27 protein-coding genes are annotated in these 21,317 nt (G+C 51.7%); 16 read left to right on the forward strand and 11 right to left on the reverse strand.

Going from position 1 to position 21,317, the window contains the following annotated elements; translation table 11 throughout:
* Positions 1-229 precede the first annotated feature (229 nt).
* Together ACTVJH_RS12945 and ACTVJH_RS12950 are read right to left on the reverse strand one after the other, a co-directional pair.
* Positions 230-1,609: a sigma-54-dependent transcriptional regulator gene (locus ACTVJH_RS12945; protein ID WP_455991424.1), complete on the reverse strand. Its 1,380-nt coding sequence runs from the start codon at positions 1,607-1,609 to the stop codon at positions 230-232.
* A complete protein-coding gene (locus tag ACTVJH_RS12950; RefSeq protein ID WP_455991426.1) occupies positions 1,606-2,880 on the reverse strand; it encodes an ATP-binding protein in 1,275 nt (424 codons plus the stop codon). The genes ACTVJH_RS12945 and ACTVJH_RS12950 overlap by 4 nt, the downstream gene beginning before the upstream one ends.
* A gap of 297 nt (positions 2,881-3,177) precedes the next feature.
* Between ACTVJH_RS12950 and asd the strand changes: the two genes are divergently transcribed.
* The 11 genes from asd (at position 3,178) to ACTVJH_RS13005 (ending at position 11,543) form a co-directional block, all read left to right on the forward strand.
* Positions 3,178-4,293, forward strand: a complete 1,116-nt coding sequence (gene asd / locus ACTVJH_RS12955; RefSeq protein WP_455991428.1) for an aspartate-semialdehyde dehydrogenase — start codon at positions 3,178-3,180, stop codon at positions 4,291-4,293.
* Between the two features lie 683 nt (positions 4,294-4,976).
* Positions 4,977-5,579, forward strand: a complete 603-nt coding sequence (locus tag ACTVJH_RS12960; protein WP_455991430.1) for a Fic/DOC family protein — start codon at positions 4,977-4,979, stop codon at positions 5,577-5,579.
* A 316-nt stretch (positions 5,580-5,895) separates the two neighbouring features.
* Positions 5,896-6,264: an ArsR/SmtB family transcription factor gene (locus tag ACTVJH_RS12965; protein WP_455991432.1), complete on the forward strand. Its 369-nt coding sequence runs from the start codon at positions 5,896-5,898 to the stop codon at positions 6,262-6,264.
* Positions 6,254-6,622, forward strand: coding sequence for a rhodanese-like domain-containing protein (locus ACTVJH_RS12970; RefSeq protein ID WP_455991434.1), 369 nt, complete (start codon positions 6,254-6,256; stop codon positions 6,620-6,622). The genes ACTVJH_RS12965 and ACTVJH_RS12970 overlap by 11 nt, the downstream gene beginning before the upstream one ends.
* 10 nt (positions 6,623-6,632) lie before the next feature.
* Positions 6,633-7,382 carry a sulfite exporter TauE/SafE family protein gene (locus tag ACTVJH_RS12975; protein ID WP_455991436.1) on the forward strand — a complete coding sequence of 250 codons (750 nt, stop codon included), beginning with the start codon at positions 6,633-6,635 and terminating at the stop codon, positions 7,380-7,382.
* A 219-nt stretch (positions 7,383-7,601) separates the two neighbouring features.
* Positions 7,602-8,426: a sulfite exporter TauE/SafE family protein gene (locus ACTVJH_RS12980; RefSeq protein WP_455991438.1), complete on the forward strand. Its 825-nt coding sequence runs from the start codon at positions 7,602-7,604 to the stop codon at positions 8,424-8,426.
* A gap of 43 nt (positions 8,427-8,469) precedes the next feature.
* Positions 8,470-8,940, forward strand: coding sequence for a universal stress protein (locus tag ACTVJH_RS12985; RefSeq protein WP_455991440.1), 471 nt, complete (start codon positions 8,470-8,472; stop codon positions 8,938-8,940).
* 519 nt (positions 8,941-9,459) lie between these two features.
* The gene (gene arsB, locus ACTVJH_RS12990) at positions 9,460-10,575 is read left to right on the forward strand and encodes an ACR3 family arsenite efflux transporter (protein ID WP_455991442.1); all 1,116 of its coding nucleotides are present in this window, start codon (positions 9,460-9,462) and stop codon (positions 10,573-10,575) included.
* A gap of 96 nt (positions 10,576-10,671) precedes the next feature.
* The gene (locus ACTVJH_RS12995; protein ID WP_455991444.1) at positions 10,672-11,097 is read left to right on the forward strand and encodes an arsenate reductase ArsC; all 426 of its coding nucleotides are present in this window, start codon (positions 10,672-10,674) and stop codon (positions 11,095-11,097) included.
* Positions 11,098-11,199: 102 nt separating this feature from the next.
* Positions 11,200-11,469 (forward strand): type II toxin-antitoxin system Phd/YefM family antitoxin, encoded by a 270-nt coding sequence (locus ACTVJH_RS13000; protein WP_455991446.1) that lies wholly within the window; start codon positions 11,200-11,202, stop codon positions 11,467-11,469.
* A complete protein-coding gene (locus tag ACTVJH_RS13005) occupies positions 11,466-11,543 on the forward strand; it encodes a type II toxin-antitoxin system YoeB family toxin (protein WP_455991476.1) in 78 nt (25 codons plus the stop codon). Before ACTVJH_RS13000 ends, ACTVJH_RS13005 begins: the two co-directional genes overlap by 4 nt.
* On the opposite strand, the gene ACTVJH_RS13010 is transcribed toward ACTVJH_RS13005, so the two are convergent.
* Both ACTVJH_RS13010 and ACTVJH_RS13015 read right to left on the reverse strand, forming a co-directional pair.
* Positions 11,515-11,778 carry a hypothetical protein gene (locus ACTVJH_RS13010; RefSeq protein WP_455991448.1) on the reverse strand — a complete coding sequence of 88 codons (264 nt, stop codon included), beginning with the start codon at positions 11,776-11,778 and terminating at the stop codon, positions 11,515-11,517. The two genes, ACTVJH_RS13005 and ACTVJH_RS13010, sit on opposite strands and share 29 nt — an antisense overlap.
* 138 nt (positions 11,779-11,916) lie before the next feature.
* Positions 11,917-12,948 carry an Rpn family recombination-promoting nuclease/putative transposase gene (locus ACTVJH_RS13015; RefSeq protein ID WP_455991450.1) on the reverse strand — a complete coding sequence of 344 codons (1,032 nt, stop codon included), beginning with the start codon at positions 12,946-12,948 and terminating at the stop codon, positions 11,917-11,919.
* Between the two features lie 217 nt (positions 12,949-13,165).
* Between ACTVJH_RS13015 and ACTVJH_RS13020 the strand changes: the two genes are divergently transcribed.
* Positions 13,166-13,591: an arsenate reductase ArsC gene (locus ACTVJH_RS13020; RefSeq protein ID WP_455991452.1), complete on the forward strand. Its 426-nt coding sequence runs from the start codon at positions 13,166-13,168 to the stop codon at positions 13,589-13,591.
* Positions 13,592-13,803: 212 nt separating this feature from the next.
* On the opposite strand, the gene ACTVJH_RS13025 is transcribed toward ACTVJH_RS13020, so the two are convergent.
* The 7 genes from ACTVJH_RS13025 to ACTVJH_RS13055 all read right to left on the reverse strand — a co-directional run bounded on the left by ACTVJH_RS13025 (position 13,804) and on the right by ACTVJH_RS13055 (position 19,425).
* Positions 13,804-14,169 carry a type II toxin-antitoxin system HicB family antitoxin gene (locus tag ACTVJH_RS13025; protein WP_455991454.1) on the reverse strand — a complete coding sequence of 122 codons (366 nt, stop codon included), beginning with the start codon at positions 14,167-14,169 and terminating at the stop codon, positions 13,804-13,806.
* A 264-nt stretch (positions 14,170-14,433) separates the two neighbouring features.
* Positions 14,434-15,072: a LysE family transporter gene (locus ACTVJH_RS13030; protein WP_455991456.1), complete on the reverse strand. Its 639-nt coding sequence runs from the start codon at positions 15,070-15,072 to the stop codon at positions 14,434-14,436.
* A gap of 84 nt (positions 15,073-15,156) precedes the next feature.
* Positions 15,157-15,414 (reverse strand): type II toxin-antitoxin system RelE family toxin, encoded by a 258-nt coding sequence (locus ACTVJH_RS13035; protein ID WP_455991458.1) that lies wholly within the window; start codon positions 15,412-15,414, stop codon positions 15,157-15,159.
* Positions 15,401-15,637, reverse strand: coding sequence for a CopG family transcriptional regulator (locus ACTVJH_RS13040; protein ID WP_455991460.1), 237 nt, complete (start codon positions 15,635-15,637; stop codon positions 15,401-15,403). Before ACTVJH_RS13040 ends, ACTVJH_RS13035 begins: the two co-directional genes overlap by 14 nt.
* 204 nt (positions 15,638-15,841) lie before the next feature.
* The gene (locus ACTVJH_RS13045) at positions 15,842-16,327 is read right to left on the reverse strand and encodes a GxxExxY protein (RefSeq protein ID WP_455991462.1); all 486 of its coding nucleotides are present in this window, start codon (positions 16,325-16,327) and stop codon (positions 15,842-15,844) included.
* Between the two features lie 155 nt (positions 16,328-16,482).
* Positions 16,483-17,643 (reverse strand): peptide-methionine (R)-S-oxide reductase MsrB, encoded by a 1,161-nt coding sequence (msrB, locus tag ACTVJH_RS13050; RefSeq protein ID WP_455991464.1) that lies wholly within the window; start codon positions 17,641-17,643, stop codon positions 16,483-16,485.
* 243 nt (positions 17,644-17,886) lie between these two features.
* Positions 17,887-19,425, reverse strand: a complete 1,539-nt coding sequence (locus ACTVJH_RS13055; RefSeq protein WP_455991466.1) for an AAA family ATPase — start codon at positions 19,423-19,425, stop codon at positions 17,887-17,889.
* 233 nt (positions 19,426-19,658) lie between these two features.
* Here ACTVJH_RS13055 and tnpA point away from each other — a divergent pair, with 233 nt between their 5' ends.
* From tnpA to ACTVJH_RS13075, 4 genes are all read left to right on the forward strand, one after another.
* Positions 19,659-20,024 carry an IS66 family insertion sequence element accessory protein TnpA gene (gene tnpA, locus ACTVJH_RS13060; protein ID WP_455991468.1) on the forward strand — a complete coding sequence of 122 codons (366 nt, stop codon included), beginning with the start codon at positions 19,659-19,661 and terminating at the stop codon, positions 20,022-20,024.
* Positions 20,025-20,104: 80 nt separating this feature from the next.
* Positions 20,105-20,254, forward strand: a complete 150-nt coding sequence (gene tnpB, locus ACTVJH_RS13065; protein WP_455991478.1) for an IS66 family insertion sequence element accessory protein TnpB — start codon at positions 20,105-20,107, stop codon at positions 20,252-20,254.
* Positions 20,255-20,434: 180 nt separating this feature from the next.
* The gene (locus ACTVJH_RS13070) at positions 20,435-20,686 is read left to right on the forward strand and encodes a type II toxin-antitoxin system Phd/YefM family antitoxin (protein ID WP_455991470.1); all 252 of its coding nucleotides are present in this window, start codon (positions 20,435-20,437) and stop codon (positions 20,684-20,686) included.
* Positions 20,683-20,937, forward strand: coding sequence for a Txe/YoeB family addiction module toxin (locus ACTVJH_RS13075; RefSeq protein ID WP_455991472.1), 255 nt, complete (start codon positions 20,683-20,685; stop codon positions 20,935-20,937). The genes ACTVJH_RS13070 and ACTVJH_RS13075 overlap by 4 nt, the downstream gene beginning before the upstream one ends.
* Positions 20,938-21,317 lie beyond the last annotated feature (380 nt).

The raw sequence follows: 21,317 nt of genomic DNA on the forward strand, positions 1-21,317 counted from the left end.
TTGGGTCTGGTTGGCTCCGGGGTATGACAAAAACTCAAAAGAGCACCATCAAGAAATGTGCCATGAAATTTTATTATTAAAACGAGGCTGTTGGGTTTGGAGGAGGGAACTGGTGTATAAAAATTTGTACGCGCGGCTACAAGATTCATGATTGATGTCATGAATCTTGTACGTCATGTGTGGCGTTTGGGAGATTTTGCAGGGGGTGACTAGTTCGGGATGTGTACAGTTATTCCATGCGAAGTTTTTTGAGCTTGTACTGCAGATTGCTCCGGCTGATGCCCAGAAGTGTGGCCGCTCTGGCCTGGATTCCCTGGGATCGAATCAGGGCCTGCCGGATGATTTCCCGCTCCACGGTTTCAAGGTGAATGGGCAGGGAAAAATCCTTGGACGACAACTCTGCGTCATAAGCCGGGAGCGGTCTGGCTGCCGCATGAATGGATCGGATTTCTCCTGGAAGGGCTTCAACCTCGAGGATATTCGTTGTACTGAACAGGATACCCCTTTCAATGGCGTTTCGCAGTTCTCGGATATTTCCGGGCCAGGAATATGCTTCGAGACAAGCCATGGCTTCGGGGGAGATTTCGGACATTGATCTGCCCAGTTCCTCAGCTGTTTTTTTGAGTAAGAAGACTGCCAGCAGGGGAATGTCCTCCCTGCGTTTTTGCAGGGGCGGGACTCTCAATTCGATCACTCTGATCCGGAATAGGAGATCCTGTCTGAAGGTTCCCTGTTCGACCATAGACTGAAGGTCTCTGTTGGTGGCGGCCAGAATACGGATGTTGCTCGAAATTTCAATGGCTCCCCCCACCCTGCGGAACGTCTTTTCTTGGAGGAAGCGCAGTAGTTTTGCCTGAAAGGCCATCGAGAGTTCGCCAATTTCGTCGAGAAACAAGGTCCCACCGTCGGCAACCTCGACCAGTCCCTTTTTTCGTTCCAAGGCTCCGGTGAATGCGCCTCGTTCGTGTCCGAAGATTTCGCTTTCAAGCAGGGTCTCGGTCAGCGCCGCACAATTGATGGCCACCCAGGGATTGGTGGACCTTGAACCGGCTCGGTGTAAGGTCTTGGCCACCAATTCCTTGCCCACCCCTGTTTCTCCAGTGATCAGGACCGGTGAAGGAGCCTGAGCTACCTGGGCGATTTCCTGGATGAGTTTCTTGTGGGCTGGGCTTTGGCCAATGAGTTCCTTGCCGAAGTTTTTTTCCATCTCCTGTCGCAGTGCTTGGTTTTGCAGCTGAACCCGGTACATGGACAGGGCCTGCTCGACTGTGACCAATACTTGGTCGTTATGAAAGGGCTTAGGGATATAATCGAACACACCGGCTTTGATGGAATCGAGAGCCGTCTGCACCGAGGCGAAGGCTGTCATGATGATGAAGGGGATTTCACCGATTTCTTCACGAACCGATTTAAAAAGGGTCAACCCATCCATCCGGGGCATCTTGAGATCCGCAAGCACGATGGACATCGCCTCCCTGTTGAGAATCTCCAGGGCGGCAAAACCATTGTCCGCAGTGGTCACCGTGTATCCGGCCCGGCGGAGCAACTGGGCGAGAACAACGCAATAATTTTTTTCATCGTCGACGATCAGGATGTGTGCCGGGGTCATCTTTTCTCCATGGGCAATTTGATGCGGACTCGTGTGCCTTGTCCTGGATGATCAATTATGTCGATACTTCCCATATGGGCCTGGACACATTGGTATGCAATAGCCAGTCCCAATCCCGATCCTTTGGTTTTTGTGGTGAAAAAGGGGTTGAACACCTTGTCCTTTATGGCTTCTGGTATACCCTCGCCTGTATCATTGATTTCGATGACAGCATTATTTTTATGGGATGTACATGTTACAAGGATTTTTCCACCTGAGGATGATGCTTCCACTGCATTGAGCACAAGATTTAGAAGTACCTGTTCCATGAGATTGCGATCTATTTTTGCCGTGAGCGTCTTTTCTGTGCATCGGATATCGAGATCAAGGTTTTTTGCACGAAAGAATTCTGAAAATCGATTCATGCAGGTTTGCACAAATTCGTTGAGATTGCAGGGTTGAAGAAGCGGAACAACTTCACGGCCAAAGCACAGGAAATTGTTCAACAGCGTGTCAAGCCGCTGTGTTTCTTCCTGAATGACAAGCAGAAGCTCCTCAGTGTCTTTGTCTTTTGCGGTGATCGAACTTCCAAGCAGCTGGGCTGAAGAGGCCACGATGCCCAGAGGGTTGCGAATTTCATGGGCCAGTCCGGCGGCCATTTCTCCGAGCGCGGCCAACCGTTCCTGGCGTTGGAGTTTGTTCTCGGCTTGAGCCAGTCGGTTCAATGAATCGCTGAGGGATCGTTGGTTTTCAACAAGAGTTTGGTTGAGGTCTTGCTGAATGAGAAGTTGTCGGCGCATTTCCCTGGAAAGCGATTGGACGAGCACGGCCACAAAGAAGAACACAATGGCTGGGGTGATGAATTCTGGAATGTCCGTAATGATTTCTTGCTCAGAAAGATCGTAGATGGGAATAAGCAGAAAATAGACAAGAGTGGCCATTCCTGTAACTGTCAGTGTCGTACTCAAGCCCGTACGCATGGCAATCGTTACAATGGGAAGCAGGAATATGGCCCAGAAGGCACTTTCCTCGTAGGCTGTTGTTGTTGACCAGACGACAAAGGCGCAAAGAGTCAGGGTGATCGTCACATGGATGGTTACCCGGATTTTTGAATCATAGCGATTTTTGAAGAAATATTCGCTTAAAAAACAATATGCTGCGAGGAGAGTAAAGGCGGTTCCTGCCCTGAGAATACTGATCCCGGGGGTGAATCGCTGGATAAAGATCAGCAGAAGGGCGAGCAGGGCGATGATGCCCCATTCGAAAAGTTTGTTGCTGCGGGATGGTTGCAAGGTGCTTTTCCTGTGCAGGGGTTGTTGATAGCGGGGTGAAAGAACATCGGTCTTGTTGCTTGAAGGTATGGATACATTGGAAGTATCTTTCGCCGATCCAGGGTTTCGGGTAACTGTCTGTGCTACCGAATTCGGGTAAAATCAAGTCCGGCCCCCGTGTAGACGTTGTGGAGGCTGCCGGGGTGCCAAGTCCAGGAAGTACGCACGGCATTTTCCATTTGCCTTCGGGGGTGCATCTCGCATAAGGCAATTTTGTGTCAGATATTTTTCATCATTTTACCATCAGGAGTAGACGCGATGCTAAGGATCGGGTTTGTTGGATGGCGGGGCATGGTCGGATCGGTACTCATGGGCAGGATGCTCGAGGAAAAGGATTTTTCCGGGTTCGAGCCCCTGTTTTTCACCACCTCCCAGGCCGGCCAGGCCGGTCCGGATATCGGCGTGGACATCCCTCCCTTGGCCGATGCCTTTGATTACGATCTCTTAAAGACCATGGATGTGATCATCTCCTGCCAGGGCGGAGGATATACCGAGAAGTGCCATCCCGAACTGCGCAAGAAGGGGTGGAAGGGCTATTGGATCGACGCGGCCTCGACCCTGCGCATGGCTGATGACAGCGTGATCATTCTCGATCCGGTCAATAGAAAGGTCATCGACCGGGCCCTGGACAAAGGGGTCAGGGATTTTGTGGGCGGCAACTGCACGGTTTCCCTCATGCTCATGGGACTGGGCGGGCTTTTTGAGAAGGATCTGATCGAATGGATGACCTCCATGACCTATCAGGCCGCGTCGGGAGCCGGGGCCAGAAACATGCGCGAGCTGGTCGATCAGATGCGGGCCATTGGCACCGCTTCTGCCCCTCTTCTAAACGATCCGGCCACGGCCATTGCCGAGCTCGACCGCACGGTCATCACAACCATGCGTGAAGACGCATTCCCCACGCAGTATTTCGGGGTTCCCCTGGCCGGCAGCGTGATCCCCTGGATCGATCGTCCCCTGGAAAACGGTCAGTCCAAAGAGGAATGGAAGGGCATTGCGGAAACGAACAAGATTCTGGGTCGCTCCGACAACCCCGTGCCCATCGACGGGTTGTGCGTGCGCATCGGGGCCATGCGTTGTCACAGCCAGGGCTTTACCATCAAATTGAAGCAAGATGTGCCGGTCGATGAGATCGAAGCCCTGCTTGCCGCGCATAACGACTGGGTGCGGGTCATTCCCAATGAAAAAGAGATCTCCATGCAGGAACTCACCCCTGCCCGGGTGACCGGGACCCTGGAGGTGCCGGTGGGCCGGATTCACAAGATGAACATGGGGCCCAAGTACCTGACCGCCTTTTCCGTGGGCGACCAGCTTTTGTGGGGCGCGGCCGAACCCCTGCGAAGGATGCTTGGGATTTTGCTGGAGCGGCTGTAACTATTCAGGTTCGTTTGAGTACCTTACTCGCGAAAGTCTGCTATAAAAAACAAGAAAATTCCATAACCGTTTGAACTTAAAACCTAAAACTTAAAACTGCGGCCTGGCCGCGTTAGTACCTTAGTCGTGAAATTCTGCCACAAAAAACAAGAAAATTTGATTTGCATAAAAGACATCAGACGCCCGTTCGCAAGGCTCACTCGACCATCGCAGACAAAATCCGCAGCAGACCTTCCGCAGACGACTTGAATCTTCTTGATGGCGGACAAAATTGCTGTTGTCCGGAGTTGTTGTCCATTTTTTTGTCCGCCGTTGTCGTGTGAGTTTGCGAACGGGCGGTTCATGCTTGTATCGGGTTGTGGGCTCTACCTGCGTTGAGTTTTACGTAACTTCAAAAAAATCGAAGCGTTCATGGCACCGGGCGATCGCAACCTGACCCGATCAGCCAATACTTGCCTCTTTCCAGACTATCGCCTAGTAATAAAAGATGGAAACAACAAAACAGACCATGGAAAAACGTAAAAAATTGTTGAAACGTCTTGCATTCGCTCGAGTAAATCAGGAAATCGAAGGCATGGGTTTGACTCACAAGGAGATTGCCCTGTTCGAACATTGTATAGACACCGATTGTACGTCCGAGCAAATGGAGACCATGATCGCCTCGCACCTTCACCGTGACTCAAATGCGTTACGCAGTTAACGATCCCTATACGTACGACGACTCATCCGTTCTCAGAAATATCCCCGGAATTCGCAATGCTTCGGAGCTTGAAGCCTTTGAGCGCGTCCAGGTAACCAAGCGATTCCTGGAAGATCCACCTCCGGGTGATTTCAACTACCCCCACCTCAAGGCCCTCCATCACCACCTTTTCCAGGATGTTTATTCCTGGGCCGGTCAGGAGCGCAATGTGCCCATTACCAAAGGCGGTAATCGATTTGCGACTCCGGCGTTCCTCCATCAGAACGGGACGGCTCTATTACGAAACCTGCACAAAATAGTTCTCGCCCTTCCCCCCGACAAGGCTTTGTTCGCAGAAACAATCGAGCCGTTCATCACCGAGCTCAACGTCCTTCACCCGTTTCGAGAAGGAAACGGCAGAGTCACGCGTTATTTTCTTTTCCTGATTGCAGAGTCCCTGGACTATGAAATTGTTCCAGAAGTCCTTCTTCAGGAAGGGTGGCTCCAAGCAAGTATCTCCGGATTCAACGGCAACCCTGTCCCCATGCGCAACCTCATCGAAAAATCATTACGTGACGTAAAGAAGTGCAAGAAATCTGTCCATTAGCTCTCTCAGTGAGGCAGGGCTGATTTGTTCTCATGGCCGGCTTGCCCCATTCCGGGCGCTTTGAAACTCCCTCGCGGGCCTCTTACCATCAAGCCGTTGCTCCATAAGAACATGGTTTTTCGGCAAAAAGTCCGGCAACGGCTTGATGAACGATGCCTGGCTCGGTCAGACAGTCAAACCGCCCGGAACGGGGCAAGCCGGCCACTCTATTCCAGGTACTTGGACAAGAACAAATTTGCCTTGAATGTAAAACAATTACCCATTGACGAACCCTGCATGACCCTATATTGCTATTTAGAAATATGGAGATATACCTATGAAAGAGCTGGTCAAAGTGATGAAGGCCCTGGCGGATCCCGGGCGGATCAAGATCGTGAAGATGCTCGAAGTGCGTGAATTGTGCGTGTGCGAGATCCATGCGGCCCTTGATCTGGCCCAGCCGATCATTTCCAAGCACCTGCGGATTCTCGAGGAGGCGGGGCTGGTGGATAAGCGCAAGGATGGACAGTTTGTGATCTATTTTCTGCCCTCGTTTGCACCCAACTCCCCGTGCCTGCCTGTTTTGTCCGAGGTTCTGGTCTGGGCGGGCCGAAGTTCAGAGATCAGGGAGCTGCTTGAACGTCTGGTTCGTATCGACCGGTATGCAATCTGTAAACAAAGGAGAAGCAATGAAGATGCTCGATGAAATTGTCGCGGAAATGGATTTTGATTTTCTAGGCTCGGGTGAACACGGAATGAGCGTGCAAGGGGTGCGCAAGGTGCTTGGCAATGAGCATTTCCTGTTTCTGGACATCCGCACGGATCAGGAACTCGGATATGCCGCGTTTCCCTTTGCCATTCACATCCCCCTGCACGAGCTTCCCCATCGTCTGGACGAGCTGCCAAAAGACAAGTGCATCATCGCCTTTTGCTCTTCGGTCTTTCGCGGAGCCGTTGCCTACACCTATCTGCGGGCGAACGGGTTTGACGAGGTCAAGGGATTGACCGCATCCATGGAAGACCTGATCACCATTTTCAAGCCCGGTCCTCTGGCCAAGATGTAGCGGACTGATCATGGATTCACTGACCCTTGTCATCATTTCGCTCTCTTTTGGACTGAGCTTTGTTTTCGCTCTCGGAGGTGTTGGCTCGGCCGTGATTCTCATTCCCACCCTGACCTGGCTGGGGGTTCCCTTCGGTCTGGCCAGGCCTACGGGACTCTTCGTCAACACCGTGAGTATGGTCGGGGCCACCTATTCCAATATCAGAGAGAAGCGGCTTGATTTCAGGCTGGGGATTCCCATCATCACCGCCTCTGTCATTCTGGCCCCGGTGGGTGCCTGGGTGGGGCATCTCATTCCCACGCAGTACGTCATGCTTGCCTTTATCGGTTTTCTGCTTTTTTCCGGTTCCATGATGCTCTTTTTCAAGGGAGCAAAATACGCAGATCAGTACCGGGAGGACCGCCCCGTTTTCGGACCGACTCTTGTGGGCGTTACGGCCGGTTTTATTTCCGGGCTGCTTGGTATCGGCGGCGGTGGCCTCATCTCACCGCTCATGATTCTGCAGGGATTCAATCCCAAGAAGATTGCCGCAGTCACCGCCTTTGCCGTGCCTTTTTCCTCCTTTTCCGCCTTTGTGACCTACGCTGCCATGGGTTCGGTCTCCTGGCGACTGCTCGCTTTTGCCGGTCTGGCCGCCTGGGCCGGCGGGTACCTGGGAACCATTGTCATGCACAAGAGGATGCGTCCGAGCATGGTCAAGAAATTTTTGGGCGTGGTGCTCATGCTCATGGCCGTGAAACTGATTTTCAAATTGTTTTAGAAAAGACGTTTCTTCGTGATAACGCGTATCGGCGGGTCAAGAGAGGCTTTTTGATTCGGGGTGTTAACCCGCTGTCTGGAAGGAAAATCATGACGCAATCCCTGATCCGTTTTCAGAAAAAAAAGATCTGCCCATGCCGGTGGCCGGGGGTCTAGCTTCTTTTGTTGTGTTCTTGTGGTTCAGACAACGCAATAGATAACTCAACAAAAGGAAAAAGTTATGACTTCAGGAATTATCCTGGCCCTGCTCGCTACGGGTGGCGGGGTCGGTTTTGCCTCCGGGCTTCTCGGTGTCGGAGGATGTTTTATCATGGTACCGGTCCAGTTCTGGGCCTTGAAGGCTATGGGGGTCGATCCTACCATCGCCATCCGAATCGCTTTTGGGACCAATCTCATGGTTGTCCTGCCCACTGCTTTGAGCGGGGCCATCGCACACACCAGGAAAAATGCTGTTCTTTGGAAGGCAGGCATTGTTCTGGGCCTCACCGGGGCCTGCGGGGCCTTTGTGGGTGCGTGGATAGCCACAATGCTCCCGGCAAAGGTTCTTACCGTTGCCTTTGGGGTGTCCGTCATCATCGGCGGACTTCGCATGCTGACGGCAAAGCCCCCAAAGGTGGACGAAGAGCCCAGCCAGAGTATGGCCGCCTTTGTGCTCTGGGGGATTCCCCTGGGTATCGTCTCCGGACTCATCGGCATCGGGGGAGGAGTTCTCATTATCCCCATTATGGTTTTCTGTCTGAAGTTCAAGATACATCAGGCCGTGGGGACATCCACCGCACTCATGATTTTCACCTCCATCGGAGGGGCGCTTTCCTTTCTTTTCAATGGACTGGGAGTCCCGGGACTTCCTGCATGGTCAACGGGATATATCAACTGGCTGCAATGGATTCTTCTGGCCGGATGCAGTATCCCCATGGCCGTTGTGGGTGCCAGGATCGCCCATCTCATCCCGGCCAAACAGCTCAAGTACATCTTTGTGCTGGTGATGTTCTATATGGGACTCAAGATGACGGGTATCTTTGCCCTGTTGAACCTGTCCCTGTAGCCCGGAAAGGATTGAAAACCCAATCTCTCGCAAAGGAGAAATCATGTCTTCCACTATCAAAATCAAGGTACTGTTTCCCACTGATTTTTCGGATGTATCCAGGAAGGCCCGACCCTATCTGACCGGTTTGAAGGCCATGGGGCTCGAGCATGTTGTCCTGCTCAATGTGGTCAATGAAAGACGGGTCAGAAGCATGGCCCAGGGTGCCGTGTGGTTCGGGCGGGATCTGGCTTCCTTCCAGGAGGATGTTTTTAAGGAACTGGAAGAGGCTGCCCGCAAAAAGATGAAGGCGCTCAAAGAAACATTGGAGGAAGCCGGGGTCGACAAGGTGACCATACGCATCGAACGGGGCATTCCGCATACAAAAATCCTCGAGGTTGAAGCCGAGGAAAAACCGGATGTGCTGGTTCTGGGATCGCATGGGAGGAGCAATGTTGCCGAACTGCTCCTCGGGTCGGTCTCCGAACATGTGATCCGGCATTGCAGCTCCCCGGTTTTTGTCGTGAAACGCTGAGATCTTGGAATGTTTTCCGGCCTTGTCAGGACCCTGAATGTTTTAAGAGTGCCTGACAGGGTCGGAAATATTGGTGTGGGGTCAGCATGAACATCGCTTGTGATCGAATCCTACAACCGCACATTATGTAACCAAAGGTGCTTTTATGGATGATTTGTCGACCAAGGAACACCGTCACCACCATGCCAGGCATCCGTTTTTTGCATGGATGGTACACTACATAAAGTGGTGGCTGGCATTTACCGGTTTGATTTCCGCTACCTCGATCTGCCCTTTCTGCGGCACGCCGGGCTGCCCTGTGGGGGTTGGTTTTGCAAGCGCAATGGGAGGCGTTTTCGCGCTCTTCACGCAGAGCTGGAAAGATATGGGGAGATGGTTTGCGCATCATGTGCAACGATTGTATGCCAGACTTCGGTCTATGTGATGGATTTTCGAGCCGACCAAAACAGGATGGTCCAAATCGGCCCTGCTTTTCAGCCCCTCACCATTTAAACCGGAAAACTCTGTCAAGGAGACTCCATGACCACCACACCCGTCATCAAGAGACTTTCCTTTCTGGACCGCTACCTGACCCTGTGGATCTTTCTGGCCATGTTCGTCGGGGTCGGGACTGGCTTTCTCGCCCCCGGCGTGAAGTCCGTGATCAACTTTTTCCAGGTCGGAACCACGAATATCCCCATCGCCCTGGGGCTGATCCTGATGATGTATCCGCCCCTGGCCAAGGTGAAGTACGAGGAACTCGGCAGGGTATTCAGGAACACCAGGGTGCTCGGCCTTTCGCTGATTCAGAACTGGATCATCGGTCCGGTGCTCATGTTTCTGCTGGCCGTGGCCTTTTTGTCCGGCTATAATGAATATATGGTCGGGCTGATTCTCATCGGGCTGGCCCGGTGTATTGCCATGGTTATCGTGTGGAACGATCTGGCCGGTGGGGACTGCGAGTATTGCGCCGGTCTGGTGGCCTTCAACTCCATATTCCAGGTCCTGTTCTTTTCCGTCTACGCCTACGTGTTCATCACCGTATTGCCTCCGATTCTGGGTCTTGCAGGCATGGAGGTGCACATATCCATGGGGAGCATCGCCGAGTCTGTGTGTATCTATCTGGGCATCCCCTTTCTGGCCGGGATCATCTCCCGGATCGTGGGACTGCGGATAAAGGGAAAAGACTGGTACGAACAGGTGTTCATTCCCAGGATCAGTCCGGTGACGCTTATCGCCCTGCTGTTCACCATCCTGGTGATGTTTTCTCTCAAGGGTGAGCATATCGTTCAGCTTCCCCTGGACGTGGTCCGCATCGCCGTTCCCCTGTGTATCTATTTCGTGATCATGTTTTTAGTCTCTTTCTATATGTCCTGGAAGGTCGGGGCGAACTACGAGCAGTCCACAACGCTGAGTTTCACGGCGGCTTCCAACAATTTCGAGCTGGCCATTGCCGTGGCCGTGGCCGTGTTCGGTCTCGACTCGGGTCAGGCCTTTGCAGCGGTCATCGGCCCCCTGGTGGAGGTTCCCGTGCTCATCGGCCTGGTCAATGTGGCCCTGTGGATCAAAAAACGGTATTTTCCCTTTGCTCAAACAACACCGGCCGGAGTGTGTCATGTTGCCTGCCCGGTCGACCAGTCGGACCAGGGAAGGTGATTCGGGCGGGTATGCATTTTTTGGCCTCTACCATCATCCCTTGAGGCCCGCCTGTTCACGCAACCAGAACCCTATTTTGCAACCACGAGGCATCCAATGCAAAAGACGAAAATTCTCTTTTTATGCACGGGCAATTCCTGCCGCAGCCAGATGGCCGAAGGCTTTGCCCATGCGCTGAAGGCTGATGAGATCGAAGCCTTTTCCGCAGGGATCGTGAAGCATGGACTCAGTCCCCAGGCGGTCCAGGTCATGGGGGAGGCTGGAGTGGACATTGCCGCACAGCAGTCCAAGACCATTGACGAACTACCCCGGCAGGATTTCGATTACGTGATCACCCTGTGCGGTCATGCGAACGAGACCTGCCCGTTTTTCCCCGGCCCGGTCAAACGGGTGCACCATGGGTTTGACGATCCCCCGTCCCTGGCAAAGGAGGCAGCGAGCGAAGAAGAGGCTTTGAACCATTTCAGGCGGGTGCGCGATGAGATCCGGGAGTATGTGCTGACCTTGCCGAAAGGATTGTGAGTCGCAGAACTGCGTCAGAAGGCGTTACTCGATACCTTGGAAACATGGCGAGGGATGGAATATCTTTACACGTACGGTCTTGTATGTACAGGAGGTGCTAAAGTGGAAGCTATAACCTATACAGCAGCAAGACAAAACCTTGCGAAAACAATGGCAAAAGTCTGTAATGATCATGCCCCGATGATTGTAACCCGAAAATCCTCGGAATCTGTGGTCATCATGTCTCTTGAGGACTACCAGGCCCTTGAAGAAACCGCTTACGTATTGCGCTCACCTAAAAACACAAGACGGCTGTTTGAATCTATTGCCCAACTTGGAAACGGCAACGGTATTGAAAAGGAGCCCTTTCCGGATACTGGTCAAGGCGGATAAATGACGAACATAGATTCATTTATAAAGTCTGTGATGATGCGATTCTTATTGCACAGTTGAGATATCACTACTGATTTGTCCCGCCGACCAGAGAGATGATGCCCATGGGGCCGGGTAGGCCTGGATCCAGGAAAGGGCCAGGATGGAGGCCACGAGCACCGGCCCATCGGTCAAAAGGGGCGAGAAGGCCACTTTGATCCCTTCGCGGGGACCATGGCGCAGGGTCTGGGTCAGAACCAGGGTCAGCAAGGGGCCGGGGGGCAAGTCCCGAGCCAAGGCCCAGGGCCGCGCCGGCAAGGAGATAGCCAAAGGTTTCGGAGATCCTGAAGGGGGATGGTCAGAAGATGAATGCAGGCCGGGTGGTCGAAAAGAAAATCATCTATGGGCAGTAGTTACGCGCGTTATCTCGCTTGCCGAGCAGCCAGAAGGAGATAATTTCTTCAGAGATCAATTGTCCGTGACAGCAGCAAGATACTTGGAAAACTCTTCCAAGCTTGAGCACTTAAAAGACAGCTCAAACAGATTCTCCAACACCTCGACAGAATGAATGGATTGCAGGTTGTTCACTATCGAGGGCTTGACCAGGTCGAACTTCATTCGCAATGTCTTCAAAAGCATCTCGCGGGCATTTTCAACTTTGCCTTCAAGCCTGCCTTCAAGTCTACCTTCAAGTCTACCCTTCTGCTCTCCAACAAGCACTCCCTTCCCATAGCCTTCTTCTCGTAAAACGTCTGCTGTCGTTCTCACGGTTTCAACTCCTCCTGGAAGATGTTTGACGCTCTCTTCCACTTCTTGGGGACTGACCTCGGTGGCACTGAGCACATACGTTATCAGCACCCGAAAAATCTCTCCGGCGTCCTCGGCACTCAGCCCCTGATACAACAGGGTAAGGGACTCGTAAATCTTGTCCCGTTTATCCGGGTAGAAAATATACTCCAGAACCAGGTGGAAAACTTCCAGCGTTATGGTCGATTCCACCTTGTGCTTATTGACCGCTGGGACTTCATGCAAGATGTGCTCAAATTTGGGAATGTACTTCCTGTACGTCTCATTGGGCAGGTCAAAGAGATCGGAAAACTCCAGGCTGTAGCGCCACTGTTTCTTGCCGTGGTAAAAAACCAACGGAACGATCAGAGGAAGCCGCTCCTTGTTGGCCTTGGCGGCTTTCTGCCACATCTCGTTCATGTATTTGAAAAGCTGCAGCTTGGTCCACGTACCCAAACTGCTCTTATGCTCGATCAGGATGTACACCTCGGCAGGATCGCCACTTTTGAGCTGCATGGTAAGAACAAGATCCGACAGGCTTTCCTGGAGGTGGTCGCTGATATATGACTCCGAGGCGACTTCCAAAGAGTCAAGTTCGAGTTCCGAAGTGATCTCTGCGGGCATGTAGTAGCGGACAAAATCCCTTGCTACGTCCTCTCGGCCCAGAATGTTCTTGAACACATGATCATGCGCTGATTGGATTTTCTTACTCATGGAACAAAACGTAAGGCATATACTGGTGGCTGGCAAGGGCAATCCGATCACGCATGTAACGTCCAACAGGAGCTCATCTTGGAGAGTTCACTCTTTCCCGTCGTCCGTCTCCGTGTCTCCCTTCTCCCTAGCATTTTTTCCCATGGCCTCACCATCATCTCTTGAGGCCCGCCTGTTCACGCAACCAGAACCCTGTTTTGCAACCACGAGGCATCCAATGCAAAAGACGAAAATTCTTTTTTTATGCACGGGCAATTCCTGTCGCAGCCAGATGGCTGAAGGCTTTGCCCGTGCGCTGAAGGCAGATGAGATCGAAGCCTTTTCCGCAGGGATTGTGAAGCATGGACTCAGTCCCCTTGCGGTCCAGGTCATGGGGGAGGCCGGAGTGGACATTTCCGCACAACAGTCAAAGACCATTGACGAACTGCCCCGGCAGGATTTCGATTATGTGATCACCCTGTGCGGTCATGCGAACGAGACCTGTCCGTTTTTCCCCGGCCCGGTCAAACGTGTGCACCATGGGTTTGACGATCCCCCGTCCCTGGCAAAAGAGGCAGCGAGCGAAGAAGAAATTTTGAACCATTTCAGGCGGTTGCGCGATGAGATCCGGGAGTATGTGCTGACCTTGCCTGGGGGATTGTGAGCCGCAGAACTGCGTCAGAAGGCGTTACTCGATACCTTGGAAACATGGCGAAAGGCGACCGGACGTGATGGCGGTCGCCTTTCGTAAACAGTACAAGTTAATGCGGCCAAGCCGCAGTTTTAGGTTTTAAGTTTTAAGTTTTAAGTTCAAGCGGTTATAAAATTTTCTTGTTTTTTATTACAGAACCTTTTGCGTAAGGTACTCATACCTGTTCAGTCACAATTTGTCTGCTGCAATTCATGCTCTGCATGTTTTACAAGATGTTGGGCTGCCCATGTATTGAGACTTTGGTTTGCGATTTGAGCGGCCAATGCGACTGCACGGTGGCCTTCAGGGGACAGTCGCAGAACGAATTTTCCTGAATACGGCTTTTCCGGGGGCTCGCCAAGTTCACGGCAGAATTCCAGATAGGTGTCGACCGATGCCTGAAATTCCTGTTCAAGCTGTTTGGCATCGTCCGATTGAAATGTAATGGTGTCGCGTGTATTGATCACACGCCCATAAAAGAGTTTTGCATCTTTATCAAAAGTTGTTTCTCCAAGATAACCCTTATAGGCCAAAGTATCCTTGTGTGTCATGGTTGAATCCCCGCTCGTTGTAAAAATCCACGGATCCTGCCCCGCCTCCCGTCAGCTTTGTATAAGGTCTGCTAAAGCTTGCAAGCTTGCTAAGCATTCACTTTTACTCTGCATAAGGTCTGCTAAAGCTCGCAAGCTCGCTAAGCATTCACTTTTACTCTGCATAAGGTCTGCTAAGGCTCGCAAGCTCGCTAAGCATTCACTTTTCCCGCCTCCCGCCTCCCGCCTCCCGTCTCCCTTTCCCCGTCTCCCGTCTCCCTTCACTCATCCTTCCCCCCATACTCCCAGAAATACCAATCCATCCCGAAACAGGATCAGCGCGAAGCCAAAGAGAACCAGGCCCAGAAAGCGCATCAGGAAAAGATAGCCTCTGCTCGATAAAAAGGCGGTGAACCTGCCGGTAAGCAGGGCCAGGACGATCTTTGAGCCGACCAGACAGGCATAGAATCCAAGCAGAAATCCTGCCGATCCCAAAAGGCCGGTTGCATGGGCCCGGACCGTGGTCGGGGCGCCCACCGTGATCCAGAAGAGGTACATGTGCGGATTGGTCAGGTTGGCCAGAAGTCCTTTTTTGAGGGACTGGGGGCTGACGGGGACCGGCTGGGTTTCTTTACCGCGAACTCTGAAGCAGTCGTAGCCGTAGAAGGCGACCACCAGCGAGCCGACCAGGGAGATGATGCCCATGGGGGCCGGGTAGGTCTGGATCCAGGAAAGGGCCAGGATGGAGGCCACGAGCACCGGCCCATCGGTCAAAAGGGGTGAGAGGGCCACCTTGATCCCTTCACGGGGACCATGGCGCAGGGTCTGGGTCAGAACCAGGGTCAGCAAGGGACCGGGGGCAAGTCCCGAACCAAGACCCAGGGCCGCGCCTGCAAGGAGATAGCCAAAGGTTTCGGAGATCATGAAGGGGGATGGTCAGAAGATGACTGCAGGCCGTGGTGGTCGAAAAGAAGGCATGTAAAAGCCGGAGAGTCAGCCAAATATCCGCTAGCGGTAGACCAGGCAGCGGTGACCGATTGTGACGATTTGGACCACGACCTGTTGATCCAGGATTTCGTAGATGATCCGGTACAGTCCCTGCCTGATCCGGTAGGCAGCCCGTCCCGCAAGACGGACGCATCCTCGGGGGCGGGGATTTTCAGCGAGTTTTTCGATCCGTTCGAGGATGTTTCGGACATCTTTGCAAGGGATTGATCGCAGATCCTTTGCCACGGACTGTTTGAAGACGATCTCATAGTTTGCCATGAGCTTTCAGGTCGTCCAGCAGTTCTTCGTAGGTCATGGTGGGCTCAGCGGCTCGCATATCCAGGGTGTGTATATCTTCCTGATCCTCAAGCATGGTCAGCCTGACCGCCTCGTTGACCAGCTCGGAGATGGATCTGTGGGTGGATGCCGCCTTCAGGCGCAGGGCCTGGTGAAGAGCCGGATCAAAATAAATGGTTGCACGTTTGTTGGGCGTGGTTGCCATGATGTTTCTCCTGAAAAGGGAATCGATGTTTCCAGGTAGCGTTCTGACGACATGACGTCAAGACGTCCAGAGAAGACACCAGGGCTGATCTGTTCTCATCCAGGCGTCCAAAACAGGCATACGCCCGCAACCCAAGAAAGGCTTCAACGCCCGCTCGCAGGCTCGCTCGAGGAACAGGGGATCAGAGAAAGACACACGGAAAAACTACCTTCTAACGCAATAATGTAAAGATAAGAATTTTTCATCCGCAATATCTTCATATTCACTAGGATTTTGTTCTGTAAAATCGGTAAATATATCCAGTCCTGTTTTATTAAGTTTATTCACAACTCTGCAAACACCATCTCTCATGCATTCAACATTAAAATTCAGAATTAGGCCAATCGGCTTATCTGCCACCCGTAAATATGTAAGTAGTTGTTGTTTATGAATACCTTCAATCCCACTCACCGATTTTAATTCCAACAATAGAATATTCTCAACTATAATGTCTATCCGGTAACCAAGATCGATTTTTACTCCCTTATAAGTCACAGGATATGCTACCTGACGTTTGAAGGATATCCGGTGAAGAGAGAGTTCACGACACAGACATTGCTCATAAACACTTTCAAGCAACCCCGGTCCGATTGTTTTGTGGACCTCAATTGCGCATCCGATCACTTCTCCTGTCAGTGCGTTGACCTCCATAGTCATCCACTCCTCTGGTTTTTTCTCTGATCCTCTGCTCCTCGAGGCATATGTAATATGCCGGGCGTTGAGTGCAGTTTTACATCTTTCGATTTTCTTGTTTTTTATGGAGGACTTCCACGAGTAAGATACTAAAACTCATGGCCGGCTCACCCCTACTTTTTCCTGAAATGCTCCACATATTCCCCATAACCCTCTTTTTCCAGGTCATCCACGGGCACGAACCTATTCCTGAAATGCTCCACATATTCCCCATAACCCTCTTTTTCCAGGTCATCCACGGGCACGAACCTAAGGGCTGCCGAGTTGATGCAAAAGCGCAGTCCCGTGGGAGGGGGGCCGTCGTCAAACACATGGCCCAGATGGCTGTCTGCCTGGCGGCTGCGTACCTCGGTGCGCACGGCGAACAGGGAGCGGTCCTGGCGGGTGACGATGTTTTCGGGCTCAAGAGGCCGGGTGAAGCTCGGCCAGCCCGTGCCGGAATCGAACGTGTCCGTTGAACTGAAGAGCGGTTCGCCCGAGACGATGTCCACATAGATGCCCGCTTCCTTGTTGTCCCAATAGGCGTTGTCAAAGGGCGGTTCGGTCCCGGATTTCTGGGTGACCTCGTATTGAAGCGGGGTAAGCAGTGTGCGCAATGTTTTGGGGTCGGGTTTGATGAACCCGGTGCCGATGACCATGGTTCGTGCGTCCAGCCGCTCTCCCCAGGTCGCTTGCAAAAACGCGTTTCGCCCGGACCCCTCCCGGTAGAGGGCGTATCCTGCGCGGTTTTTTATGTGGTAATTTTGGTGAAAGCTCTCGGCCGGATAAAAGCTCGCAAGGGGTCTTATCTCGGTGACAATGGGCTGATCAAAGATGTCCGAGTTCTCGAGCGCCTTTTTGGAGGTCAGGGCGATTTCCTGCTGGCCCTTGTCATGATAGAAGAGGGCGGATCCGTATTGCTCACCCCGGTCCGCAAACTGGCCCCTGGCATCCGTGGGATTAATGTGCCGCCAGAACCAGTCGACCAGAAAGGCATAGGTGATTTGTGTGGGATCATAGATCACCTGGACGGCCTCCACATGACCGGTGGATCCGGACGAAACCTGCTCGTATGTGGGGTTGATCGCGTCTCCCCCGGTATATCCGGAAATCACCCGCACAACCCCGTCAAGTTTCTTGAAATCCGATTCCATGCACCAGAAGCATCCGCCGGCGAATGTGGCAGTCTCGTTTCCGGAGGACGCTGTCTGATCATCAGACGCAGTCGCTGCAATGACAAGAACGGGAATGCAGACAAACAGCATGGTCAGAATCATAGGCAAGAGTATTTTCATGATCTTCCTCCGTGATGGAATGTGGATCGTACCTGCGGGGACAAGGTATATGCAGAATCTTTCAAAATATGTTTAGCCCTTCGCGGTTACCAACCTTTTTTCACCTAGAAGAACGTCAAGAAAGGCAGAAATACTCCCCGTCCCGTGCCCCAGGTGTCGTGGCACTCAACACCTAACACCTAACACCTAACACCTAAAACCTAAAACCGTCTTCCCCCTGCCCGGTGCAATGCCCTTGCCCTTCTATTTTACCAGGGTCTCCCACACAAACTGGGTGATATTGCGCTCCTTACTGGAAAATTCCACGCCAACCAGGTAGACCGCCTGCCCGGCAAATTGCTCTGCGTATCCTTTGGTCTTGATCTGCTCCAAGGCCTTTCCCGGTCCGCACTGTTCCAGCACCTTGAATTCTATCAGATAGATGCGGTCCTTGAAATACACCACCAGATCGAGACGGCCCTTGTTGGTATGCACCTGGGGGTGCACATCAATTCCTGTGGCGGCAAAATAGCAATATACAATGGAGGCGTAATAGGCTTCATACCCTGCAGTCTGCTGCTTGTGGTACCAATCATAGGGAATGGAGGCGAAAAAGGCATAAAACAGCTCATGCAGCCGATCGAAATCATTGCTTTCCAAGATTTCATACAGGGCAAAGGCGTTGTTCTGCTGCACGACCGGGGTGGTGGTGAAATAGCTCAAAATATAATCAGCCAGGCTCTGACGCACCTCCTGATTGGGATAGCGCAGGGTGTAGCGCCGCATGCCGCCCAGGGTTTCCTGGCCGTCAAGGGTCAGATATCCGGTTTGAAAGAGCAGATTTTCCACCTCGATGTGGTCCACATCAAAGCTGCCCAAAAGACTCTCTCCCACCCGCAGATCGTTTAATTGCGGAACCGGATATTTTCGGTCCTCGAGGAGTTTGAGCAAAAAGGTAGGGGTGGCACTCTCGAACCAGTAGTTGGAAAAGGATCTTTTTTTCAAAAACAGCAGAATATCAAAGGGATTATAGACCTTTTCGCCCAGCCAGTTATAGCCGTTGTACCAGGTGCGGACCTCATTGAGATCAATACCTTCAAGATAGTCGGCAAAAACCGTTTCCAGATCCTGCTGGGTGTAGCCGCACAAGGCGGAAAATTCAGGACTGAGGGTGATATCTTCTAGATTGTTCAACCCGCTGAATAACGATACCTTGCTGAATTTGGAGACTCCGGTGATAACTATCAGACGTAGATAGGGGTCACTGTCCTTTAAAACGGAATAATAGTTCTTGAGCTCATCCCGGATTTCCACGGCCAGTTCCGGTTTGTGGATACTGTCTAAAATCGGTTTGTCATATTCATCCACAAGAACTACGGCTTTTTGTCCTGTTTGCTCTTCCAGCAGACGGATGAGCTGAAGAAACATCTCGCGCAGGTCCTGTTTTGTCGTCTTCAGGCCATAGGCTTCGAAATGGTCTTCTAGAATAGAACCAAAACGGATTTTCAAATCCTGAACCGAGCGCATAACCCCCGAACCGAAGCTGATGTGCACCACAGGATGGGTCTGCTTCCAGTCCCAGTTGTCGTACAGATACAACCCCTGAAACAGCTCGCGTTTGCCCTCGAAAACGGACTTGAGCGTACTCAATAAAAGGCTTTTGCCGAAACGTCGCGGGCGGGAAAGAAAATAATACTTATTCTGAGCGGCTATCTCAACAATAAACCGGGTCTTGTCCACATAGGCATACCCTTCCTCGATCAGATTCTCAAACGTCTGGATGCCGATGGGCAGCTTTTTCATATTCTCCTCCAAAATCGGTTGGGTCGTTTTGACAGTATAATCTACCTTGGTCACATACCAACCTCAAGGAAAAATTCCATAAAAAAGACCGGATATTCTGACCAGGCGAAGTGATGGAGCTTCCGCGCTACTCAGGCTTCTGTTGCTAAGTAAGCGTCCAGCCAACCCCTTATTCCCCCACCCAAATCGATATGCGATACAGGTTTCTCCAATACAATCAGGAGGAACTTTTCATGACTCAATCCCGCCAACGTAACATCCCCATAAAACGAAAAGACAAAATCACGTTTTGGTCAGCCGCAGTCCATGCGTGGGAAAAAAGCGGTCTTACTCAACGGGAATTCTGCCAGAATCAAGGGCTGGGCACTTCCACGTTCAGGTACTGGAAGAAGGAGTTGGCTACTGCTAAAAAGAACAAAATTCAGCAGCAGGAACTGATTCCAGTTGCAATCTCCATGTCTGATGCATCCTCCGGACAGACAAATTCATCCAGTCTGATTTTTCTGACAGCGAGTGGTCGATACCGGATAGATATCCACGATGGCTTTCATCCAGAAACGCTGGAACAGGTTCTTCGGATTTTGGAGCGGATATCATGATTCCACTCGGAACCGGTACGAAGGTCTATCTGGCTCCCGGGAGTACGGATATGAGAAAAGCCATCAATGGTCTGTCCATAATGGTTCAGGGCGTTCTTGACCTAGACCCGTTTTCTGTCCATCTTTTTGTCTTTTGCAACAAAACAATGACAATCATCAAAATTCTGTATTGGGACAGAAATGGATTCTGTCTCTGGCAAAAGAGGCAGCGAGTGAAGAAGAGGCCTTGAACCATTTCAGGCGGGTGCGCGATGAGATCCGGGAGTATGTGCTGACCTTGCCGCAAGGAATGTGAGTCGCAGAACTGCGCCAGCAGGCGTTACTCGATACCTTGGAAACATGGCGAGGGATGGAATGATCTTGACAGTTACGGCTGTATATGTACAGAATTACGTACAGGAGGTGCTGAAGTGGAAGCTATAACCTATACAGCAGCAAGACAAAACCTTGCGAAAACAATGGCAAAAGTCTGTAATGATCATGCCCCGATGATTGTAACCCGAAAATCCTCGGAATCTGTGGTCATCATGTCTCTTGAGGACTACCAGGCCCTTGAAGAAACCGCCTACGTATTGCGCTCACCTAAAAACACAAGACGGCTGTTTGAATCTATTGCCCAACTTGGAAACGGCAATGGTATTGAAAAGGAGCCGCTCGAGTGAAGCTCATCTTTTCTGACAATGCCTGGGACGACTATCTCTATTGGCAAAAAACCGACAAAAAGATGCTACGTCGGATCAACACACTCATTAAGGAAATAGAACGGAACCCTTTCGAGGGGGTCGGGAAGCCTGAACCACTCAAACATGCCCTTTCCGGATACTGGTCAAGGCGGATAAATGACGAACATAGATTCATTTATAAGGTCTGTGATGATGCGATTCTTATTGCACAGTTGAGATATCACTACTGATTTGCCCTGCCGCAAAGGATCTCTTTGCAAAGTAATGTGTTGACTGGTGAGATTGCCGGAACCGATTGTGAGGGATTGAGCGTGTGGGAGAGGAACCCTATCCAGACTCCCGTCAGCTCTGCATAAGGTCTGCTAACCTCGCAAGCTCGCCAAGCATTCACTTTAGCTTTGCATAAGGTCTGCTACGGCTTGCAAGCTCGTCAAGCATTCACTTTAGCTTTGCATAAGGTCTGCTACAGCTCGCAAGCTCGCTAAGCATTCACTTTAGCTTTGCATAAGGTCTGCTACAGCTCGCAAGCTCGCTAAGCATTCACTTTAGCTTTGCATAAGGTCTGCTACAGCTCGCAAGCTCGCTAAGCATTCACTTTAGCTTTGCATAA

Source organism: Desulfoplanes sp. PS50 (assembly GCF_053851535.1).